Source organism: Streptomyces sp. Je 1-332, assembly GCF_040730185.1.
Taxonomy (GTDB): Bacteria; Actinomycetota; Actinomycetes; order Streptomycetales; family Streptomycetaceae; genus Streptomyces.
This window is the reverse complement of record NZ_CP160402.1, coordinates 6,855,788-6,872,177: the sequence shown is the minus strand read 5'-3', so window position 1 is coordinate 6,872,177 and position 16,390 is coordinate 6,855,788. Positions and strand designations below refer to the sequence as shown.

At 69.7% G+C, this 16,390-nt stretch carries 12 protein-coding genes; all 12 read right to left on the bottom strand.

Going from position 1 to position 16,390, the window contains the following annotated elements; all coding sequences use genetic code 11:
* Positions 1 to 138 precede the first annotated feature (138 nt).
* On the bottom strand, positions 139 to 1,308 hold the full coding sequence (locus ABXJ52_RS30950; RefSeq protein ID WP_367046484.1) for an inositol-3-phosphate synthase: 1,170 nt from the start codon (positions 1,306 to 1,308) through the stop codon (positions 139 to 141).
* A gap of 129 nt (positions 1,309 to 1,437) precedes the next feature.
* Positions 1,438 to 2,832, bottom strand: coding sequence for a ThuA domain-containing protein (locus tag ABXJ52_RS30945; protein ID WP_367046482.1), 1,395 nt, complete (start codon positions 2,830 to 2,832; stop codon positions 1,438 to 1,440).
* Positions 2,833 to 2,850: 18 nt separating this feature from the next.
* Positions 2,851 to 5,340 carry a PQQ-dependent sugar dehydrogenase gene (locus tag ABXJ52_RS30940; RefSeq protein WP_367046480.1) on the bottom strand — a complete coding sequence of 830 codons (2,490 nt, stop codon included), beginning with the start codon at positions 5,338 to 5,340 and terminating at the stop codon, positions 2,851 to 2,853.
* A gap of 218 nt (positions 5,341 to 5,558) precedes the next feature.
* Positions 5,559 to 6,560 (bottom strand): sugar phosphate isomerase/epimerase family protein, encoded by a 1,002-nt coding sequence (locus tag ABXJ52_RS30935; protein ID WP_367046478.1) that lies wholly within the window; start codon positions 6,558 to 6,560, stop codon positions 5,559 to 5,561.
* Between the two features lie 12 nt (positions 6,561 to 6,572).
* Complete coding sequence (locus ABXJ52_RS30930) at positions 6,573 to 7,790, bottom strand: Gfo/Idh/MocA family oxidoreductase (RefSeq protein WP_367046476.1); 1,218 nt, start codon at positions 7,788 to 7,790, stop codon at positions 6,573 to 6,575.
* 48 nt (positions 7,791 to 7,838) lie between these two features.
* Complete coding sequence (locus tag ABXJ52_RS30925; RefSeq protein ID WP_367046474.1) at positions 7,839 to 8,888, bottom strand: substrate-binding domain-containing protein; 1,050 nt, start codon at positions 8,886 to 8,888, stop codon at positions 7,839 to 7,841.
* Between the two features lie 39 nt (positions 8,889 to 8,927).
* Positions 8,928 to 9,947: an ABC transporter permease gene (locus ABXJ52_RS30920; protein WP_367046472.1), complete on the bottom strand. Its 1,020-nt coding sequence runs from the start codon at positions 9,945 to 9,947 to the stop codon at positions 8,928 to 8,930.
* The gene (locus tag ABXJ52_RS30915) at positions 9,944 to 11,461 is read right to left on the bottom strand and encodes a sugar ABC transporter ATP-binding protein (protein WP_367046470.1); all 1,518 of its coding nucleotides are present in this window, start codon (positions 11,459 to 11,461) and stop codon (positions 9,944 to 9,946) included. Before ABXJ52_RS30915 ends, ABXJ52_RS30920 begins: the two co-directional genes overlap by 4 nt.
* Before the next feature lie 132 nt (positions 11,462 to 11,593).
* Entirely contained in the window at positions 11,594 to 12,775 is a 1,182-nt protein-coding gene (locus ABXJ52_RS30910) for an ROK family transcriptional regulator (protein ID WP_367046468.1), read from the bottom strand.
* 203 nt (positions 12,776 to 12,978) lie between these two features.
* On the bottom strand, positions 12,979 to 13,659 hold the full coding sequence (locus tag ABXJ52_RS30905; RefSeq protein ID WP_367046466.1) for a GntR family transcriptional regulator: 681 nt from the start codon (positions 13,657 to 13,659) through the stop codon (positions 12,979 to 12,981).
* Between the two features lie 97 nt (positions 13,660 to 13,756).
* Positions 13,757 to 14,704 (bottom strand): beta-ketoacyl-ACP synthase III, encoded by a 948-nt coding sequence (locus ABXJ52_RS30900; protein WP_367046464.1) that lies wholly within the window; start codon positions 14,702 to 14,704, stop codon positions 13,757 to 13,759.
* A gap of 234 nt (positions 14,705 to 14,938) precedes the next feature.
* Positions 14,939 to 16,273, bottom strand: coding sequence for an OFA family MFS transporter (locus tag ABXJ52_RS30895; protein WP_367046462.1), 1,335 nt, complete (start codon positions 16,271 to 16,273; stop codon positions 14,939 to 14,941).
* Between the last annotated feature and the right edge of the window lie 117 nt (positions 16,274 to 16,390).

The following is a 16,390-nucleotide window of genomic DNA, read 5'->3' as shown; positions in this document are numbered from 1 at the left end:
CCTCCTGCCCGTCGCGAGAAGCCTCAGCACCGACGCCAGCCCCCACCCCACCGCGAGAAGCCTCACCACCCACGCGCACACCCACACCCACACCCATGCCAGCCCCCGCAGCCCCCTCAGCTTCCACCCCGGAGTCCCTCACGCACCCACCCCCCGAAGCCGCCCAGCGAACCCCACGAGTGCCTCGTACTGTTCGGCCAGGGCCGATGAGGAGCCGTCGTCCGGGTCCTTGAAGTAGAAGCCCAGCTCGCCCAACGGGCCGGTCAGACCCGCCTCGTGGGCGCGGGCCGTCAGGCGGGCCAGGTCCAGGATCAGCGGGGCGGCCAGGGCCGAGTCGCAGCCCTGCCAGGTCGTCTGGAGGACCATGCGCGCGCCGAGGAAGCCGTCGAACGCGATGTGGTCCCACGCGGTCTTCCAGTCGCCGAGCGACGGGACGTCGTCGATGTGGACCTCGCCCTCCGGGGCGGAGCCCAGCGTGTCGGCGAGGACCCGTTCCTTGCCCGCGTTCTTCGCCGCGGCTGCGGCCGGGTCCGCGAGGGCAGCGCCGTCACCGCCGCCCAGGAGGTTGGTGCCGGACCAGGCGCGGACGGCCAGCGCACGCTGGGCGAACATCGGGCCGAGAACCGAGCGGAGGAGAGTCTGGCCCGTCTTGCCGTCCCGGCCCGCGTAGGGAAGCCCGGACGAGGCGGCCGCAGAAGCGAGCGCCGGGTGGTGCAGGCCCGCCGACGGGGTGAAGTTCACGTACGGGCAGCCCGCCCGCAGCGCCGCCGCGGCGTAGAGGGAGCTGGCGGGCAGCCGGTCCTCGCCCTCCACCGGCACCGGTTCCGTCGACGCCACGTTCACCACCACCGCACGGGCGAGCCCCCGGCGGCGTACGAAATCGCGGAGGTCGGCGGCGAACGAGTCGATCAGCTCCTCGTCCGTCCTGGTGTCCGAGTCCCCGCGGCGCGGCCCGCCCATGCGGATCTCCGCGTCCGCCGCGGCCAGTTCCGCGCCCACCGCCGAGGGGACGCCGTGCGGGAGCACGCCCCCGGCGGCCAGTTGCTCCGCGCGCTTGGGCAGCGGGCACTCCATCACGTCGTGGCCGCCGAAGACCAGCGACGACAACGTTGGCAGACCGCAGTCCGCGAACGCCGAGGTCTCCGTGACCATGCCGGTCGGCGGGTGCAGACCGGCCGTCACGGCAGCGCACCCCGCGACAGCCGTCGTGGCGACCGAACCGCGCGCCCCGATCAGCCACACCCCGGTCAGCTCGCCACCCGAGGAGCCGGGTGAACCAGAGGAACCGGTAGCGGAAGAGTTGGACATGGCTGCCTCCTGTCGTAAACGCGGCGAACGCGCAGGGAAGAAACAGGGAAAGAGACGGCGGGCGGGGATAGAGCGGCAGGCAGGGATAAGACGGCGGGCGGAGGTCCGGCGTCCTCCGCCCGCCGTCGTCTAGCGGCCCACGCCCGACGCGGTGCGGGCCGGCAGGTCCTTCACCCGGATGTCGCGGAAGGAGACCTGGTCATCGGCACCGTGGTTCTGGATGCCGATGTGACCGTCCTTCAGGCTCCGCGCCGGATCCGTGTTGGTGAAGTCGTTGATCTTCACTCCGTTGAGATAGATCCGAAGGCGTTCACCCTCGACCCGGAGTTCGTACGTGTTCCACTCCCCCACCGGATTCAGCGCCTTGTCGCGCTTCTTCAGGTCGGCGGACTTGAAGCCGTAGACGGAGCCCGTGGTCTTCTCCGGGACGTCGGTGGCGTCGATCTGGATCTCATAGCCGTTGTCCACGGCCGACCAGGGGTCGTCGGAGGCCGGGAAGCCCACGAAGATCCCGGAGTTGTCGTCGCCGTCCATGCGCCAGTCCAGCTTGAGGGAGTAGGAGCCGAGCTCCTTCGCCCCGTCGTGCCAGAGCATGCCCATGCCGCCGACGGTTGTCAGGGTCCCCTCGCCCTCGTTCAGCTCGAACGAGCCCGGGCCAGCCTGCTTCCAGGCCTCGAGCGACTTGGCCCTGCCGTCGAAGATCGGCGTGTAGCCCTTCTCCGGACGGCAGTCGGCCTGCGAGGCGCCCGCCGCCCAGCGGATTCCGCCGAGCAGATGCGTGCGGTACGCGGGGTCGGCGAACGACTCCTTGGTGTGGCCGCTGCCCGTGTAGAAGGAGCGGCCTCCCTGGTAGTCCTGGCACCAGGCGATGGGGTGGTCGCCCGACATGGAGCCGCCCGAGTAGGACGACTCGTCGAGCGAGGCGAGGACGTGGGCGCGGTCTCGGGGATTGGAGCGGTAGTTGTACCACTCGTCGGTCCGGTCCCAGATCCCCGGCAGATGCGCCGTGGACGGGTGCCCGTGGTCCTCGACCTGCACCTTCGCGGGCTGGATCGCGGGGTGCGACTGGAAGTAGGCGCCCGCGAGTCCGCCGTAGAAGGGCCAGTCGTACTCGGTGTCGGCGGCGGCGTGCACGCCCACGTACCCGCCGCCCTTCTTGATGTAGCCCTCGAACGCCGCCTGCTGCTTGCCATCGAGGACGTCACCGGTCGTGGAGAGCCAGATCACGGCGTCGTACTGGGCGAGGTTCTTGGCCGTGAAGGCCTTCGCGTCCTCGGTGGCGTCGACGGTGAAGCCGTTCGCCGCGCCGAGTTCCTTGATGGCCGCGATGCCGTCGGGGATCGAGTCGTGGCGGAAGCCCGCGGTCTTGGAGAAGACCAGGACCTTCTCGCCCGCCTTAGAACTCGCCTTCGAACCCGCCGCCGAACCCGCTGGCTCCGGCCTGGAGACCGCCGGGCCCGATACGCAGCCGATGAGCAAGGCGGCCGTAGCGGTGGCGATGGTGATACGTGCGGATGCCCGCATGGTGGAGTGGCCCCTTCCTCAGCTCGTGGTGAACGTGAAGTCGTCGACCTCGTACAGGGCGCCGGTGCCCTTGCCCCTGAAGACCAGGAAGAGCGTCGTCGTCTTCTTGGGTGCCTTGCTGAGGGCGGCGCTCACCTCCTTGTACGTCTCCCAGCCACCGGTCGGCGCGACCTTGGCCTTGCCGAGCAGGGTGCCCTTGGCCGATCCGCTGCGGACCTCCAGCGTGCCGCCCTCGCCGGCCGACGCGACGCGCGCGGTCAGCTTGGTGGCGTTGCCGAGGATGTAGGGCTTGAAGGAGATCCAGTCGCCGTTGTTGATGTCACCGACCGTCTTTCCGCCGTGCGCCGGGGTGTGGTTGGCCACCGAGACGCCCTTGGAGTCGTTGTAGTGCTCGCCCTGGCGGTGCTTGGGCTGGACGACGTTCTGGTCGTGGGTGGTCAGCGCGGGCTGGCCATTGGCACCCTTGTCGGTGTACTCGGCGTCGAAGACCCCGAAGATGTTGGCGTTCGGGTCGTGCTCGCCGTCCGCCGACGTCTGGAGGGTGCCTTCGCAGCCGTTGGCCGATGTCACCGGGTGACCGTGGCTGTCATGGCCGAGGATGTGGGTGACCTTGACCTTCGTGCAGTCGATCGGGCCGTCTTCCTTGTCGGTCACCTTGACCTTGAAGGGAATCTTGTCGCCGAAGGTGAACAGCTGCCCGTCACCCGGGAGTTCCAGGGTCACCTTGGGCGCGGTGTTGCCGACGGTGACATGCGCGCTGGCCGAGCCAGTGCGTCCGGTGGAGTCCTTGACGGTCACCGTCGCGGTGTAGACGCCGTTCTTCTTGTACGTGTACGAGGGGTTCTGCTGCGTCGACTTGCCGCCGTCACCGAAGTCCCACGCGTAGGTCAGCGTGCCGCCGTCGGCGTCGGTGGCCTTCGCCGTGAACTTGGTCTTGAGGGGGGCCTGGCCGCTGGTCACGGAGGCGCTCGCCTCGACGACCGGGGAGTGGCCTTCGGTGGCGTTCTCGATGCGGAAGAGCCCGGAGTTCTCGTCGCCGCCGAACCAGGCGGTGCCGTAGTCGAGGACGTACAGCGCGCCGTCGGGGCCGAACTCCATGTCCATGATCTGCGTGCCGGTCCACGGGAACGGGTTGATCTTCGAGACCGCGCCGTCCGCGCCCTGCTCGATGCGCTTGATCCAGCGCCGCCCGAACTCACCGGCGAAGAAGTCGCCGTCGTAGGCCTCCGGGAACTTCACCGGGGAGGTGTTCGCCGCGTCATAGCGGTAGACGGGGCCCGCCATCGGGGACTCGGAGCCGGTGCCGAACTCGGGGACGGAGCCGCCGTCGTACGGGATCCAGGCTTCCTGCGCGGCCGGCAGGTCGGTGATGCCGGTGTTGTGCACCGAGTCGTTCTTCGGCGCTGCGCAGTCGAAGGCGGCGCCGGAGGTCTGCGTGGCGAAGTCGTAGTCGATGTACGCGTCGTTCTTGCCGGTGCAGTACGGCCAGCCGAAGTTGCCCGGCTTCGTCACACGGGCGAACTCGACCTGGCCCGCGGGTCCGCGCTTGGGGTCGGCGGCGCCCGCGTCGGGGCCGTAGTCACCGACGTAGACCGTGCCGGTGGGCTTGTCGACGCTCATGCGGAAGGGGTTGCGGAAGCCCATCGCATAGATCTCGGGACGGGTCTTCTCGGTGCCCGGCGCGAAGAGGTTGCCGTCCGGGACGGTGTACGTGCCGTCGTCGGCGACCTTGATGCGCAGGATCTTTCCGCGCAGGTCATTGCTGTTGCCGGCGCTGCGGCGGGCGTCGAAGGCGGGGTTGCGGTCCGCGCGCTCGTCGATGGGCGTGAAGCCGTCCGAGGCGAAGGGGTTGGAGTCGTCGCCCGTCGAGAGGTAGAGGTTGCCGTCCTTGTCGAAGTCGATGTCACCGCCGACGTGGCAGCACATGCCGCGGGTCGCGGGGACGTCGAGGACCTTCTTCTCGCTGGCGTTGTCCAGGGTGCCGTCGGTCTTCAGGACGAAGCGGGAGAGGCGGTTGACGCCGTCGAACTTCTTGAAGTCCTCGGCCGTGCCGGTCTCCGGGGCGTCGCCCGCCGGGGTGTCGAGCGGGGGCGCGTAGTAGAGGTAGATCGCGCGGTTCTCGCTGAACTTCGGGTCGAGGCCCACGCCTTGGAGGCCCTCTTCGTCGTGCGAGTAGACCGGTATCTTGCCCGCGATCTTCGTGTTGCCCGCGGCGTCCGTGAGGCGGAGCGTTCCGTCACGGGACGTGTGCAGGACCGAGCGGTCGGGCAGGACGGCGAGTGTCATGGGCTCGCCCGTCTCGGGTTCGCCCTTGGCGAGCGTCACCTGCTGGAAGTCTTCGGCCGCCGGAGCCGCCGCTTCCTCGGCGGCCTGCTCCTGGGCGGCGCGGACGGCCTCCGGGTCGGCGGCGTTCGCGGTGGGGGCGGTGAGGCTGAGGGTGGCGCCGGCCAGCAGGGTGCCGGTGAGGAGCGCGAGGGACTTGCGGAGTCTGAGGCGTTTCCTGTGCACGGAGTTCCTCCGGAAGGGGGACGGTCGTACGCGGGTGTGGTGCGGGGGTGGGCGCTGGGCGCCGGGGTGCGCCGTCACCCCGGGCAGGTTCATGTCCTGTACACATCAGGGACGGTAGCCACGTTTGTCTTGGACGGAAAGCCCTTGCACAGCAATAGAGTTCAGCTTTTTCCTTGCCCAGGACAAAGTGGCTCAGCCCGGCCGCCTGCCGTGGCGGCTCAGTTGCCGCCGAACGCCGCGTCGAACGACGCCGTCGGCGGCTCGAAGTCGTACGCCTTCAGACGCTTCAGCGCCTCCGGCGCACCCTGGAGGCGGTCCATCCCCGCGTCCTCCCACTCCACCGAGATCGGGCCCTCGTACGCGATCGAGCCCAGCATCCGGAACACGTCCTCCCAGGGGACGTTGCCGTGGCCGGCCGACACGAAGTCCCAGCCGCGGCGGGGGTCACCCCACGGGAGGTGCGAGCCCAGGCGGCCGTTGCGGCCGTCCAGACGGCGCCGCGCCTCCTTGCAGTCGACGTGGTAGATGCGGTCCCGGAAGTCGTAGAGGAAGCCGACCGGGTCCAGGTCCTGCCACACGAAGTGCGAGGGGTCGAAGTTCAGACCGAAGGCCGTGCGGTGGTCAACGGCCTCCAGGGCACGCTGCGTCGTCCAGTAGTCGTACGCGATCTCCGAGGGATGCACCTCATGGGCGAAGCGCACGCCCTGCACGTCGAAGACGTCGAGGATCGGGTTCCACCGTTCGGCGAAGTCGTCGTAGCCGCGCTCGATCATCGACTCCGGCACGGGCGGGAACATCGCCACCAGATGCCAGATCGCCGAGCCCGTGAAGCCGACGACCGTGTCGACGCCGAAGGCGGCCGCCGCCCGCGCCGTGTCCTCGATCTCGCGGGCGGCCCGCTGCCGTACGCCCTCGGCGTCCCCGTCGCCCCAGATGCGGGCGGGCAGGATCGCCTGGTGCCGCTCGTCGATGATCGCGTCGCAGACGGCCTGCCCGACCAGGTGGTTGGAGATGGCCCAGCACTTGAGGCCGTACTTGTCGAGGAGCTGGCGGCGCGAGTCCAGGTAGGAGCTGTCGCTCAGCGCCTTGTCGACCTCGAAGTGGTCTCCCCAGCAGGCGAGTTCGAGGCCGTCGTAACCGAAGTCGCGGGCGAGGCGGCAGACCTCTTCGAGCGGCAGGTCGGCCCACTGGCCGGTGAAGAGCGTGAAGTCGCGGGGCATGGACAGGCCTCCTCAGACCGTGACGGGGTTGGCGGCTATCGGGGTGTAGACCGAGTTCTTCGCCGCGCTCTCCTCCACCGCGGCGAGCACCCGCTGCACCGAAAGACCCGCGGCGAAGGACGGTTCGGGCTGCTCCCCCGTGGCGATCGCGTGCAGCAGGTCGCGGGCCTGGTGCACGAACGTGTGCTCGTAGCCGAGTCCGTGCCCCGGCGGCCACCAGGCCTCCAGGTACGGATGGCCCGGCTCGGTCACCAGGATGCGGCGGAAGCCCGATGAGGTGGCCGGCTCCGTGTGATCGTGGAAGGAGAGCTCGTTCAGACGCTCCAGATCGAAGGCCAACGAACCGTCCGAGCCGTTGAGTTCGACCTTCAGGGCGTTCTTGCGCCCCGCGGCGAAACGGGTCGCCTCGAAGGAGGCGAGGGCGCCCGACGAGAAGCGGCCCGTGAAGACAGCCGCGTCGTCCACCGTCACCTGACCGGTGGCGCTGCCGCCCTCCGCGGTGAGCCCGCTCGACGCCCCGTCGAGCAACGGCCGCTCCCGTACGAACGTCTCCGTCAGCGCCGAGACACCCGCCACCGGCTCCCCCACCAGATACTGCGCGAGGTCCACGATGTGCGCGCCCAGGTCGCCGAGCGCGCCCGAACCCGCGCGTTCCTTGAGCAGCCGCCAGGTCAGCGGGAAGCCGGGGTCGACCAGCCAGTCCTGGAGGTACGTGAGCCGGACGTGCCGCAGCGTGCCGAGGCGCCCGTCGGCGACCATCTGCCGGGCGAGCGCGAGGGCGGGGACGCGCCGGTAGTTGAAGCCGACCATCGCCACCTGCCCCCGTGCGCGCGCCCGCTCGGCGGCCTCGACCATCGCCTCGGCCTCTTCGACGGTGTTGGCCAGGGGCTTCTCGCACAGCACGTGCTTGCCCGCTTCGAGCGCGGCGATCGCGATTTCCGCATGGCTGTCACCGGGGGTGCAGATGTCGATGAGGTCGACATCGTCACGGGCCACGAGCGCGCGCCAGTCGGTCTCGGCGCCCGCCCACCCGAGGCGGTCCGCCGCGGCGCGCACGGCGACCGCGTCGCGCCCGCAGACCGCAGAGAGGACCGGTTGCACCGGCAGGTCGAAGACACGTCCGACCGTGCGCCAGCCCTGGGAGTGGGCGGCGCCCATGAAGGCGTATCCGACCATGCCCACCCCCAGCCGCCGCTTCCCTGTCCCGGCCTCGTGTTCCGTCTCACGCATGCGGTACTCCTCCTCGTCGACGCTCGGTGGGGGGTGCGGACGCGCGCATCACTTGAAGCCGGTGGACATGTACTTGCTGATGTTCTCCTTGTCGACCACGGCCGAGTAGAGCGTGATGAAGGCAGGGATCTCGAACTCCGCCATCCCGCTGACACCCTTGCTCTGGCCCAGTGCGCGGGCCAGGTCGATCGCCGACGCGGCCATCGACGGCGGGTACAGGACGGTGGCCTTGAGCACGCTGTCGTCGGACTCGATGGCCTGCATGGCGGAGAGCGCGCCCGCGCCGCCGACCATCAGGAAGTCGTCGCGCCCGGCCTGCTTGATGGCGCGCAGGGCGCCCACACCCTGGTCGTCGTCGTGGTTCCACAGGGCGTCGAAGTTCTTCTGGGCCTGCAGGAGCTGGGACATCTTCGACTGGCCCGACTCGACGGTGAACTCGGCGGCCTGCCGGGCGACCTTCTCGATGTTCGAGTAGTTCTTCAGGGCGTCGTCGAAGCCCTTGGTGCGCTGCTTGGTGAGCTCCAGGTTGTCGAGTCCGGCCAGTTCGACGACCTTGGCGTTCTTCTTGTCCTTGAGCTTCTCGCCGATGTAGTGACCGGCGCTGAGGCCCATGCCGTAGTTGTCGCCGCCGATCCAGCAGCGGTAGGCCTGCGGCGACGCGAAGACCCGGTCGAGGTTGACGACGGGGATGCCCGCCCGCATCGCCTTCAGGCCGACCTGGGTGAGCGCCTTGCCGTCGGCCGGCAGGACCACCAGGACGTCGACCTTCTTGTTGATCAGCGTCTCGACCTGGCCGATCTGGGCGGCGGTGTCGTTCGAGCCCTCGGTGGACTCCAGCGTGACGTCCGAGTACTTCTTCGCCCGCTCCTTGGCGTTGTCGTTGATCGCGTTCAGCCAGCCGTGGTCGGCCTGCGGGCCCGCGAAGCCGATGGTGACCTTCTTGCCGGGCTTGTCGTCGGCGACCTGCTGGCTCTTGTCGTCCGAGTCGTCGTCCTTGGGCTCATTGCTGGTGCACCCGGTGATGAGGGCACCGGTCGACAGGGCCGCCGCTCCGAAGAGCAGGCCTCTGCGGCTCGCGAATGGGGATGTGTCTGGCATGGCGGTGAACCCTTCGGGTCTGCGGGTCTGCGGGTCAGGTCAGGTATGGGATGACGTGCGCCGCTGGACGAGCACCGCGGCGACGATGATCGCTCCCTTGGCGATCTGCTGGACGTCGCTCTGGAGGTTGTTCAGCGCGAAGATGTTCTGGATCGTCATGAAGATCAGTACGCCGAGCACGGAGCCGGTGATGGTGCCCCGGCCGCCGCTGAGCAGGGTGCCGCCGATGATCGCGGCGGCGATCGCGTCGAGCTCGTAGAGGTTGCCGTTCGTGTTCTGGCCGGACCCGGAGAGGATGATCAGCAGGAAGGCCGCGATCCCGCAGCAGAGCCCGGAGAGCAGGTAGAGGTAGAGGCGCTGCCTGCGTACGTCGATGCCGGCGAGGCGTGCCGCTTCCGCGTTGCCGCCGACCGCGACCGAGCGCCGCCCGAAGGTGGTGCGGTTCAGGAGCAGCCAGCCGACGACGGTGACGGCCGCGAAGACCAGCACGAGCGGCGGTATGCCGAGGATGTAGGAGTCGCGCTCACCGAGCTTCAACACGCTGTCCACGGTGACCATTTGCGTCTTGCCGTCGGTGATCTGCAGGGCGAGACCACGGCCGGCGGCCAGCATCGCGAGCGTCGCGATGAACGGCACCATCGCGCCGTACGCGATGAGCATTCCGTTGACGAGACCGCAGGCCATGCCGACGATCACCGCGGTGAACAGGATGCCCGCGAAGCCGTACTCCTGGGTGGCGACCGTCGTCGCCCACACCGAGGCGAGGGCGACGATCGCGCCGACCGACAGGTCGATGCCGCCGGAGATGATCACGAAGGTCATGCCCACCGTGACGACACCGATGACGGACGCCTGGGTGAGGATCAGCTGGACGTTGTCGGTGTCCAGGAACGAGTCGGGCTGAGTGATGCCGCCGATCAGGACCAAGGCGGCGAGCACACCGAGAAGGGACAGCGTCCGCACGTCGACACGCGCGGTGAGTGTCCGCAACGGGCTTGCACTGTCCGCCGGTTGGCTCTTCGATGCGGCGGGCCGTGGCGGCGATGCGGGCTGCGTCATGACGCCGGGCTCCCTTCGAGTACGAGGTCGAGTACGCGGTGTTCGTCGAGGTCGCGGGCGGGCGCCGTATGGACGACGCGGCCCTCGCGGAGGACCAGGACACGGTCGGCGAGGCCCAGGACTTCGGGCACTTCGCTGGAGACGAGCAGGACGGCGAGGCCGTCGTCGGCGAGCCTGCGGATCACGGCGTACAGCTCGGCGCGGGCGCCGATGTCCACACCGCGGGTCGGCTCGTCGAGCAGCAGGACGCGGCAGCCGCGGAGCAGCCAGCGGGCCAGGACGGCCTTTTGTTGATTGCCTCCGGAGAGCGTGCGCACGGGGGCGCCGGGGTTGTCGGGGCGCAAGGAGAGCTCGCGGGTCGCGGACTGCGCGGCCTTCCTCTCCGCTCCCCTGTCCAGCCAACCGCCGCGCGAGAAACGGGACATGGAGGAGACCGACACGTTGTTGGTGACGGACTCCAGCATCAGCAGGGCCTGCGCCTTGCGCTCCTCGGGGGCGAGCCCGAGCCCCGCGCGGACGGCGGCGCGGACACTGCCGGGCTTCAGCACCCGCCCTTCCACCGTCACTTGACCGCGGGAAGGCTTTCGGGCGCCGTAGATGGTCTCCAGGATCTCGGAGCGTCCGGAGCCGACGAGTCCGGCGAGGCCGACGATCTCTCCGGGGCGCAGTTCGAGGTCGAGGGGTGCGAACTCGCCCTCGCGGGCGAGGCCCGTCACCTTCAACACCGGTTCGGTGAGGGGTGGTTCGCTCGGCCGGTCAGGGAAGACGTACTCGACGTTGCGGCCCGTCATCAGGGCGACGACCTCGCGGGTCGGGGTCTCCTTGGCCGGGAGTCCGCCCGCCACCGCGCGGCCGTCCTTGAGGACGGTGACGCGGTCGCCGATGCGGCGGATCTCTTCGAGGCGGTGGGAGATGTAGACGACGGCGACGCCTTCGGCGGTGAGGTCGCCGACGATGCGGAAGAGGTTGTCGACCTCGTCCGGGTCGAGGGCGGCCGACGGCTCGTCCATGACGATGAGGCGCACTTCGTGGGAGAGCGCGCGGGCCATCGAGACGATCTGCTGCTGGGCGGCGGAGAGATCACCGACGAGCGTGCCCGGGTCGATCTCACCGTGCCCAAGCCGCTTGAGCAGCGCGGCGGTTGAGGTCTTTGCCACGCGCCCCTTCACGACGAAACCGGCCGCCGTCGGCTCGTGTCCGAGGTGGACGTTCTCGGCGACGGACAGACCCTCCACCAGGTCGAGCTCCTGGTAGATGGTGGCGATGCCGAGGCGCATGGCGGCGATGGGCGACTTCAGCGTGGTGCGCTCGCCGCGCCAGGCGATCTCGCCGTCGTCGGGTTGGTGGGCCCCGGCGAGGACCTTGATGAGCGTGGACTTCCCGGCGCCGTTCTGGCCGAGGAGGCAGTGCACTTCGCCGGCCAGGACCTGGAGGTCGACGCCGTCGAGGGCGCGGACGCCGGGGAACGACTTGGTGATGCCGGACATGGTGAGCAGCGGTGGTTCTGGTGCCATGACGGTTCCCTTGGGCGGGTGCGGCCGACGGTTTTCGGGCAGGGCAGGGCAGAGCAGGGCGCTGTGCTGGGTGAGGTGTACTCAAGGTCGTACGGGGTCGTACGGAGGTGACGCAGGGGTCGTACGTGCCGGTCAGGCCGGCGAGAACAGGTGGTCGCTGATGAGCCGGGCGCCGCCGATGACTCCGGCGGTGGGCCCCAACTCGCCCAGGACGATAGGGAGGTTGCCGGTCGCCAGGGGCAGCGACTGGCGGTAGACCTGGGTGCGGATGGCGGCGAGCAGCGTATGGCCGAGGCCGGTCACACCGCCGCCGATCACCACGAGGCCCGGGTTGAAGAAGCTGACGAGTCCCGCGATGACCTGGCCGGTGCGGTTGCCGCCCGCGCGGATCAGGTCGAGTGCGGTGGAATCCCCCGCGGCGGCCGCCGCGGAGACGTCGACCGCGCTGAGCTTCCCGGCCGCCTCCAGGCGGGTGGCGAGCTCCATCGAGAGCCCGGAACCGACGGCGTCCTCCGCGTCGCGGGCGAGTGCCGCGCCGCTGAAGTACGCCTCTAGGCAGCCCTTGTTTCCGCAGGCGCAGGGCCGCCCGTCCGGTTCGACCTGGATGTGGCCGATATCGCCCGCGCTGCCGGTCACCCCTCGGTAGACCTCACCGCCGACGACGATTCCACAGCCGATGCCCGTACCGATCTTGACGCAGAGGAAGTCGCCCACGGAGCGTGCGACGCCCGCGTGCTGTTCCCCCATCGCCATCAGGTTCACGTCGTTGTCGACCATGACGGGGCAGCCCAGGTCCTGGCTGATGGCCTCCCGTACGGGGAAGCCGTCCCACCCCGGCATGATCGGCGGGGCGACCGGGACGCCCTCGGGAAAGCGGACGGGACCCGGGACACCGATACCGGCGCCGTCGAACCCTTCCGCGAGCCCGGAGGCCTTCAACTTGGCCGCCATGGCGAGGACTTGCTCGAAGACCGCGACAGGGCCCTCGCGCACGTCCATGGGCTGGTTGATATGGCCGAGGACCTCCAGCTCGGCATTGGTCACCGCTACGTCGACCGAGGTCGCGCCGATGTCCACGCCGAGGAAACGGAGGGCGGGGGCCAGGCGGATGTTGTGAGAGCGGCGGCCGCCGCGCGAGGCGGCGAGTCCGTCGGCGACCACGAGTCCAGTCTCCAGGAGCCGGTCCACCTCGACGGCCAGCTTCGACCGCGAGAGGTCGACCTGATCGCCCAGCTGGGCACGGGAGTTGGGCCCTCCGTCACGCAGCAGCCGCAGCAGTCGCGCCTGGTGCGCATTGGCGGGTCGAGCCGTCATACGTCTCACGCGCCCCTCCCCGCCTCGTGGGCAACTCATGTCGTCACGCCCGGCTTTCGTTCAGCTCGCCGGGCTTTCGAGGGGAACGTAGCAGCGCGTGCCGGGAGTGGGAAGAAGTTGCGCACGAATTACCCATGACTTTCTCCAGTCACAGGACAAAGGTGGGGACAGGCGTGTCCCACGCATGACCCTCGGGGTGCTCGTCAGGCGTCGCGCTGGCGCCGGTGGTAGGTCTCCCGCGTGTGTTCCGTGTGCGCGCGCATGATCTCCGTGGCCCGGCTCTCGTCGCGTTCCGCGATCGCCGCGATCAGCTGGCGGTGCTCGATCCAGGACTGCTTGCCGCGCTGGCGGGCCACCGGTGTGTAGTACCAGCGCACGCGGCGGTCCACCTGCCCGGCGAGTTCGGCGAGGACGACATTGCCGGCGAGTTCCATGACCTTGGCGTGGAAGGCCGCGTTCGTGGCCACCACCAGGTCCACCTCACCGTCGGCAACGGCCTTCTCCCCCTTGGCGCACAGTTCTTCCAGGGCGGTGATCCCCGCGGTGCCCGTGTTGGCCGCGGCGAGCCGGGCGGCCTCCGCCTCCAGGAGCGTGCGGACCGTGAGCAGCTGGTCCGCCTCCTGTTCGGTGGGCTCGTGCACGAACGCGCCCTGCGCGGGCCGCAGATCGACCCAGCCCTCGGTGTTCAGCCGCTGCAGGGCCTCGCGCACCGGCTGCCTCGAAACGCCCAGGTGCCCGGCCAGTTCGCTCTCCACGAGATGCTGGCCCGGCTGGAGCGCGCGGGTCGTGATGAGTTCGAGCAGCGCCTCGTAGACCCGCTCACGGAGCGGACCAGGGCGTTCCAGCTTGGGCACCGCCCCCTGCGGCAGTCCTGTGGACAACATCGCGGTCCCCTCCTCGACGATTGCCTTTTGTCTACAGTCTACTGAGCACAATGGCCAGCACCAGGGGGAGTCGGTCCGGTCACATGGGGCGATCGCGCTACGGGCAGCGGATGACCTGGCCCGCGTACGACAGGTTCCCGCCGAAGCCGAAGAGCAGCACCGGGTCCCCGTGGTTGATCTCGCCGCGCTCCACCAGCTTGGACAGGGCGAGCGGGATGCTGCCCGCGGAGGTGTTGCCCGAGTTCACGACGTCGCGCGCGACGACCGCGTTGACCGCGCCGATCCGCTCGGCGAGCGGCTCGATGATGCGCAGGTTGGCCTGGTGCAGGACGACACCGGCCAGGTCCTCCGGCGTGAGGCCGGCCCTCTCGCAGGCCTTGCGGGCGAGCGGCGGCAGCTGCGTCGTCGCCCACCGGTAGACGCTCTGGCCCTCCTGCGCGAACCGCGGGGGCGTGCCCTCGATCCGTACGGCGTTGCCCATCTCGGGCACCGAGCCCCAGAGCACGGGTCCGATTCCGGGCTCCTCGCCCGGGCCGCACGCCTCGACGACCGCCGCACCGGCGCCGTCGCCGACCAGGACGCACGTGGTGCGGTCCGTCCAGTCGGCCACCTCGGACATCTTGTCCGCGCCGATCACCAGGGCGCGGGTGGCGCCCCCGGCCCGCACGGCGTGGTCGGCCGTGGCGAGCGCGTGGGTGAAGCCCGCGCAGACCACGTTGATGTCCATGGCGGCCGGCGAGGGGATGCCGAGGCGGGCCGCCACCCGGGCCGCCATGTTCGGTGAGCGGTCGATCGCGGTGGAGGTGGCGACCAGGACGAGGTCGACGGCGTCGGGCGCGAGGCCCGCGGCTGCGAGGGCCTTGGCCCCGGCCTGCGCGGCGAGCTCGTCGACCGGCTCGTCGGGTCCGGCGATGTGACGGGTGCGGATGCCCACGCGGGAGCGGATCCACTCGTCGCTGGTGTCGACCATGCCCGCCAGGTCCTCGTTGGTGAGGATCTTGGCGGGCTGATAGTGGCCGACGGCGGCGATGCGTGAGCCGTGCATGAACGGGTCCCCCTTGTTGCCGGAGATGCGGGACCGTCCAGTCTGCTCAGCGACTCACCAGTAACAGGACACGTAAAGCGACAGGAATCGGGCGTGGTGTTTGGCCACTTCTCATCATGGCGTCACCCGGTGAAGAGCTGGGTGGCCTTGTGTACGAGTTCATACAGCCCATATCCGAGCGGAACCCCCACCCAGAGCCAGGCGGCGACGATCAGCGGCCGACGGCGGGGCGGATCACTTGGCGGCGTGCTGGTCGGTGCCGTCATGGGCTGCCTCCCTCGGGGCGGGGATGTGGTGGCGGGCGTGGACAGGGCGGACGAACTCGTTCGCCACGAAACCGATGACAAGGAGCCCGATCATGATCGTGAGGGAGAGGCCGTAGAGCCCCGCCCCGCTTTTGCCCGCCTCCTCCTGGTGGTCGGCGACCCAGTTGACGATCAGCGGGCCGAGAACACCGGCCGTCGACCAGGCGGTCAGCAGGCGGCCGTGGATCGCGCCCACCTGATAGGTGCCGAAGAGGTCCTTCAGATACGCCGGGATCGTCGCGAAGCCGCCTCCGTAGAAGGAGAGGATCACGAGCGCACAGACGATGAAGAGCGGTTTCGACGTGTCCCCGAACTGGACGATCAGCAGATACATCAGCGCGCCGACGCCCAGGTAGACGCGGTAGACGTTCTTGCGCCCGATCAGGTCGGACGTCGATGACCAGCCGATGCGCCCGGCCATGTTCGCCGCGGAGAGCAGGGCGACGAAGCCCGCCGCGGCGGCGGCCGAGACCGGCGTCGAGGTGTCGGAGAAGAAGTCGGTGATCATCGGCGCCGCCTTCTCCAGGATGCCGATGCCCGCCGTCACGTTCATGCAGAGCACGATCCACAGACACCAGAACTGGGGTGTCCGAACGGCCGCCCGCGCGGAGACCTGCGGCCCGTCCAGGGCGCCGGGAACCCCGGGCTTGCGCGCCCCCTCCGTACGCGGCACGCGCACCAGGAGCACGCCGAGCGCCATGAAGACGGCGTAGGTGAGGCCGTGCACGAGGAAGGCGAGCGCGATGCCGTCGGAGTCCGTGCCGAACGAGTCCAGCATCTGCGCGGACCACGGCGAGGCGATGAGCGCGCCGCCGCCGAAGCCCATGATCGCGATGCCGGTCGCCATGCCGGGGCGGTCCGGGAACCACTTGATCAGGGTCGAGACGGGCGAGATGTAGCCGATGCCGAGGCCGATGCCGCCGACGAAGCCGTAACCGAAGACGATCAGCCAGTACTGGCTGATCGCCGCGCCGAGGGCCGCGATCAGGAAGCCGGACGAGAAGCAGACGAGGGCGACCGTCATCGCCCAGCGCGGTCCGTTGCGCTCGACGAGCGTGCCACCGAAGGCCGCCGAGAGGCCGAGCATCACGATGCCGAGCTGGAAGGGGAGCGCGCTCTGGGTGCCGCTGAGGTCGAGGGCTGATTCGAGTGGGGGCTTGAAGACGCTCCAGGCGTAGGCCTGGCCGATGGAGAGGTGGACGGACAGGGCGGCGGGCGGTACGAGCCAGCGGCTCCAGCCCGGGGGTGCGACGGGGGGCCTCATGATCCCGAACAGTAGGAAGCGGGGCGGGGAGTTGGGAAGAGGCGAGCGCGATTGCGTCGACGGTATGCAATGTGCCGCGCGACCCCTTGCTGGGCCAACTTCCATACTGTAGACAAT

Coding starts and splice junctions, on each gene's coding strand:
- ABXJ52_RS30950 (WP_367046484.1), bottom strand. CDS start 1,308: ATGTCCAACTCTTCCGCTACCGGTTCCTCTGGTTCACCCGGCTCCTCG.
- ABXJ52_RS30945 (WP_367046482.1), bottom strand. CDS start 2,832: ATGCGGGCATCCGCACGTATCACCATCGCCACCGCTACGGCCGCCTTG.
- ABXJ52_RS30935 (WP_367046478.1), bottom strand. CDS start 6,560: ATGCCCCGCGACTTCACGCTCTTCACCGGCCAGTGGGCCGACCTGCCG.
- ABXJ52_RS30930 (WP_367046476.1), bottom strand. CDS start 7,790: ATGCGTGAGACGGAACACGAGGCCGGGACAGGGAAGCGGCGGCTGGGG.
- ABXJ52_RS30925 (WP_367046474.1), bottom strand. CDS start 8,888: ATGCCAGACACATCCCCATTCGCGAGCCGCAGAGGCCTGCTCTTCGGA.
- ABXJ52_RS30920 (WP_367046472.1), bottom strand. CDS start 9,947: ATGACGCAGCCCGCATCGCCGCCACGGCCCGCCGCATCGAAGAGCCAA.
- ABXJ52_RS30915 (WP_367046470.1), bottom strand. CDS start 11,461: ATGGCACCAGAACCACCGCTGCTCACCATGTCCGGCATCACCAAGTCG.
- ABXJ52_RS30910 (WP_367046468.1), bottom strand. CDS start 12,775: ATGACGGCTCGACCCGCCAATGCGCACCAGGCGCGACTGCTGCGGCTG.
- ABXJ52_RS30905 (WP_367046466.1), bottom strand. CDS start 13,659: ATGTTGTCCACAGGACTGCCGCAGGGGGCGGTGCCCAAGCTGGAACGC.
- ABXJ52_RS30900 (WP_367046464.1), bottom strand. CDS start 14,704: ATGCACGGCTCACGCATCGCCGCCGTCGGCCACTATCAGCCCGCCAAG.
- ABXJ52_RS30895 (WP_367046462.1), bottom strand. CDS start 16,273: ATGAGGCCCCCCGTCGCACCCCCGGGCTGGAGCCGCTGGCTCGTACCG.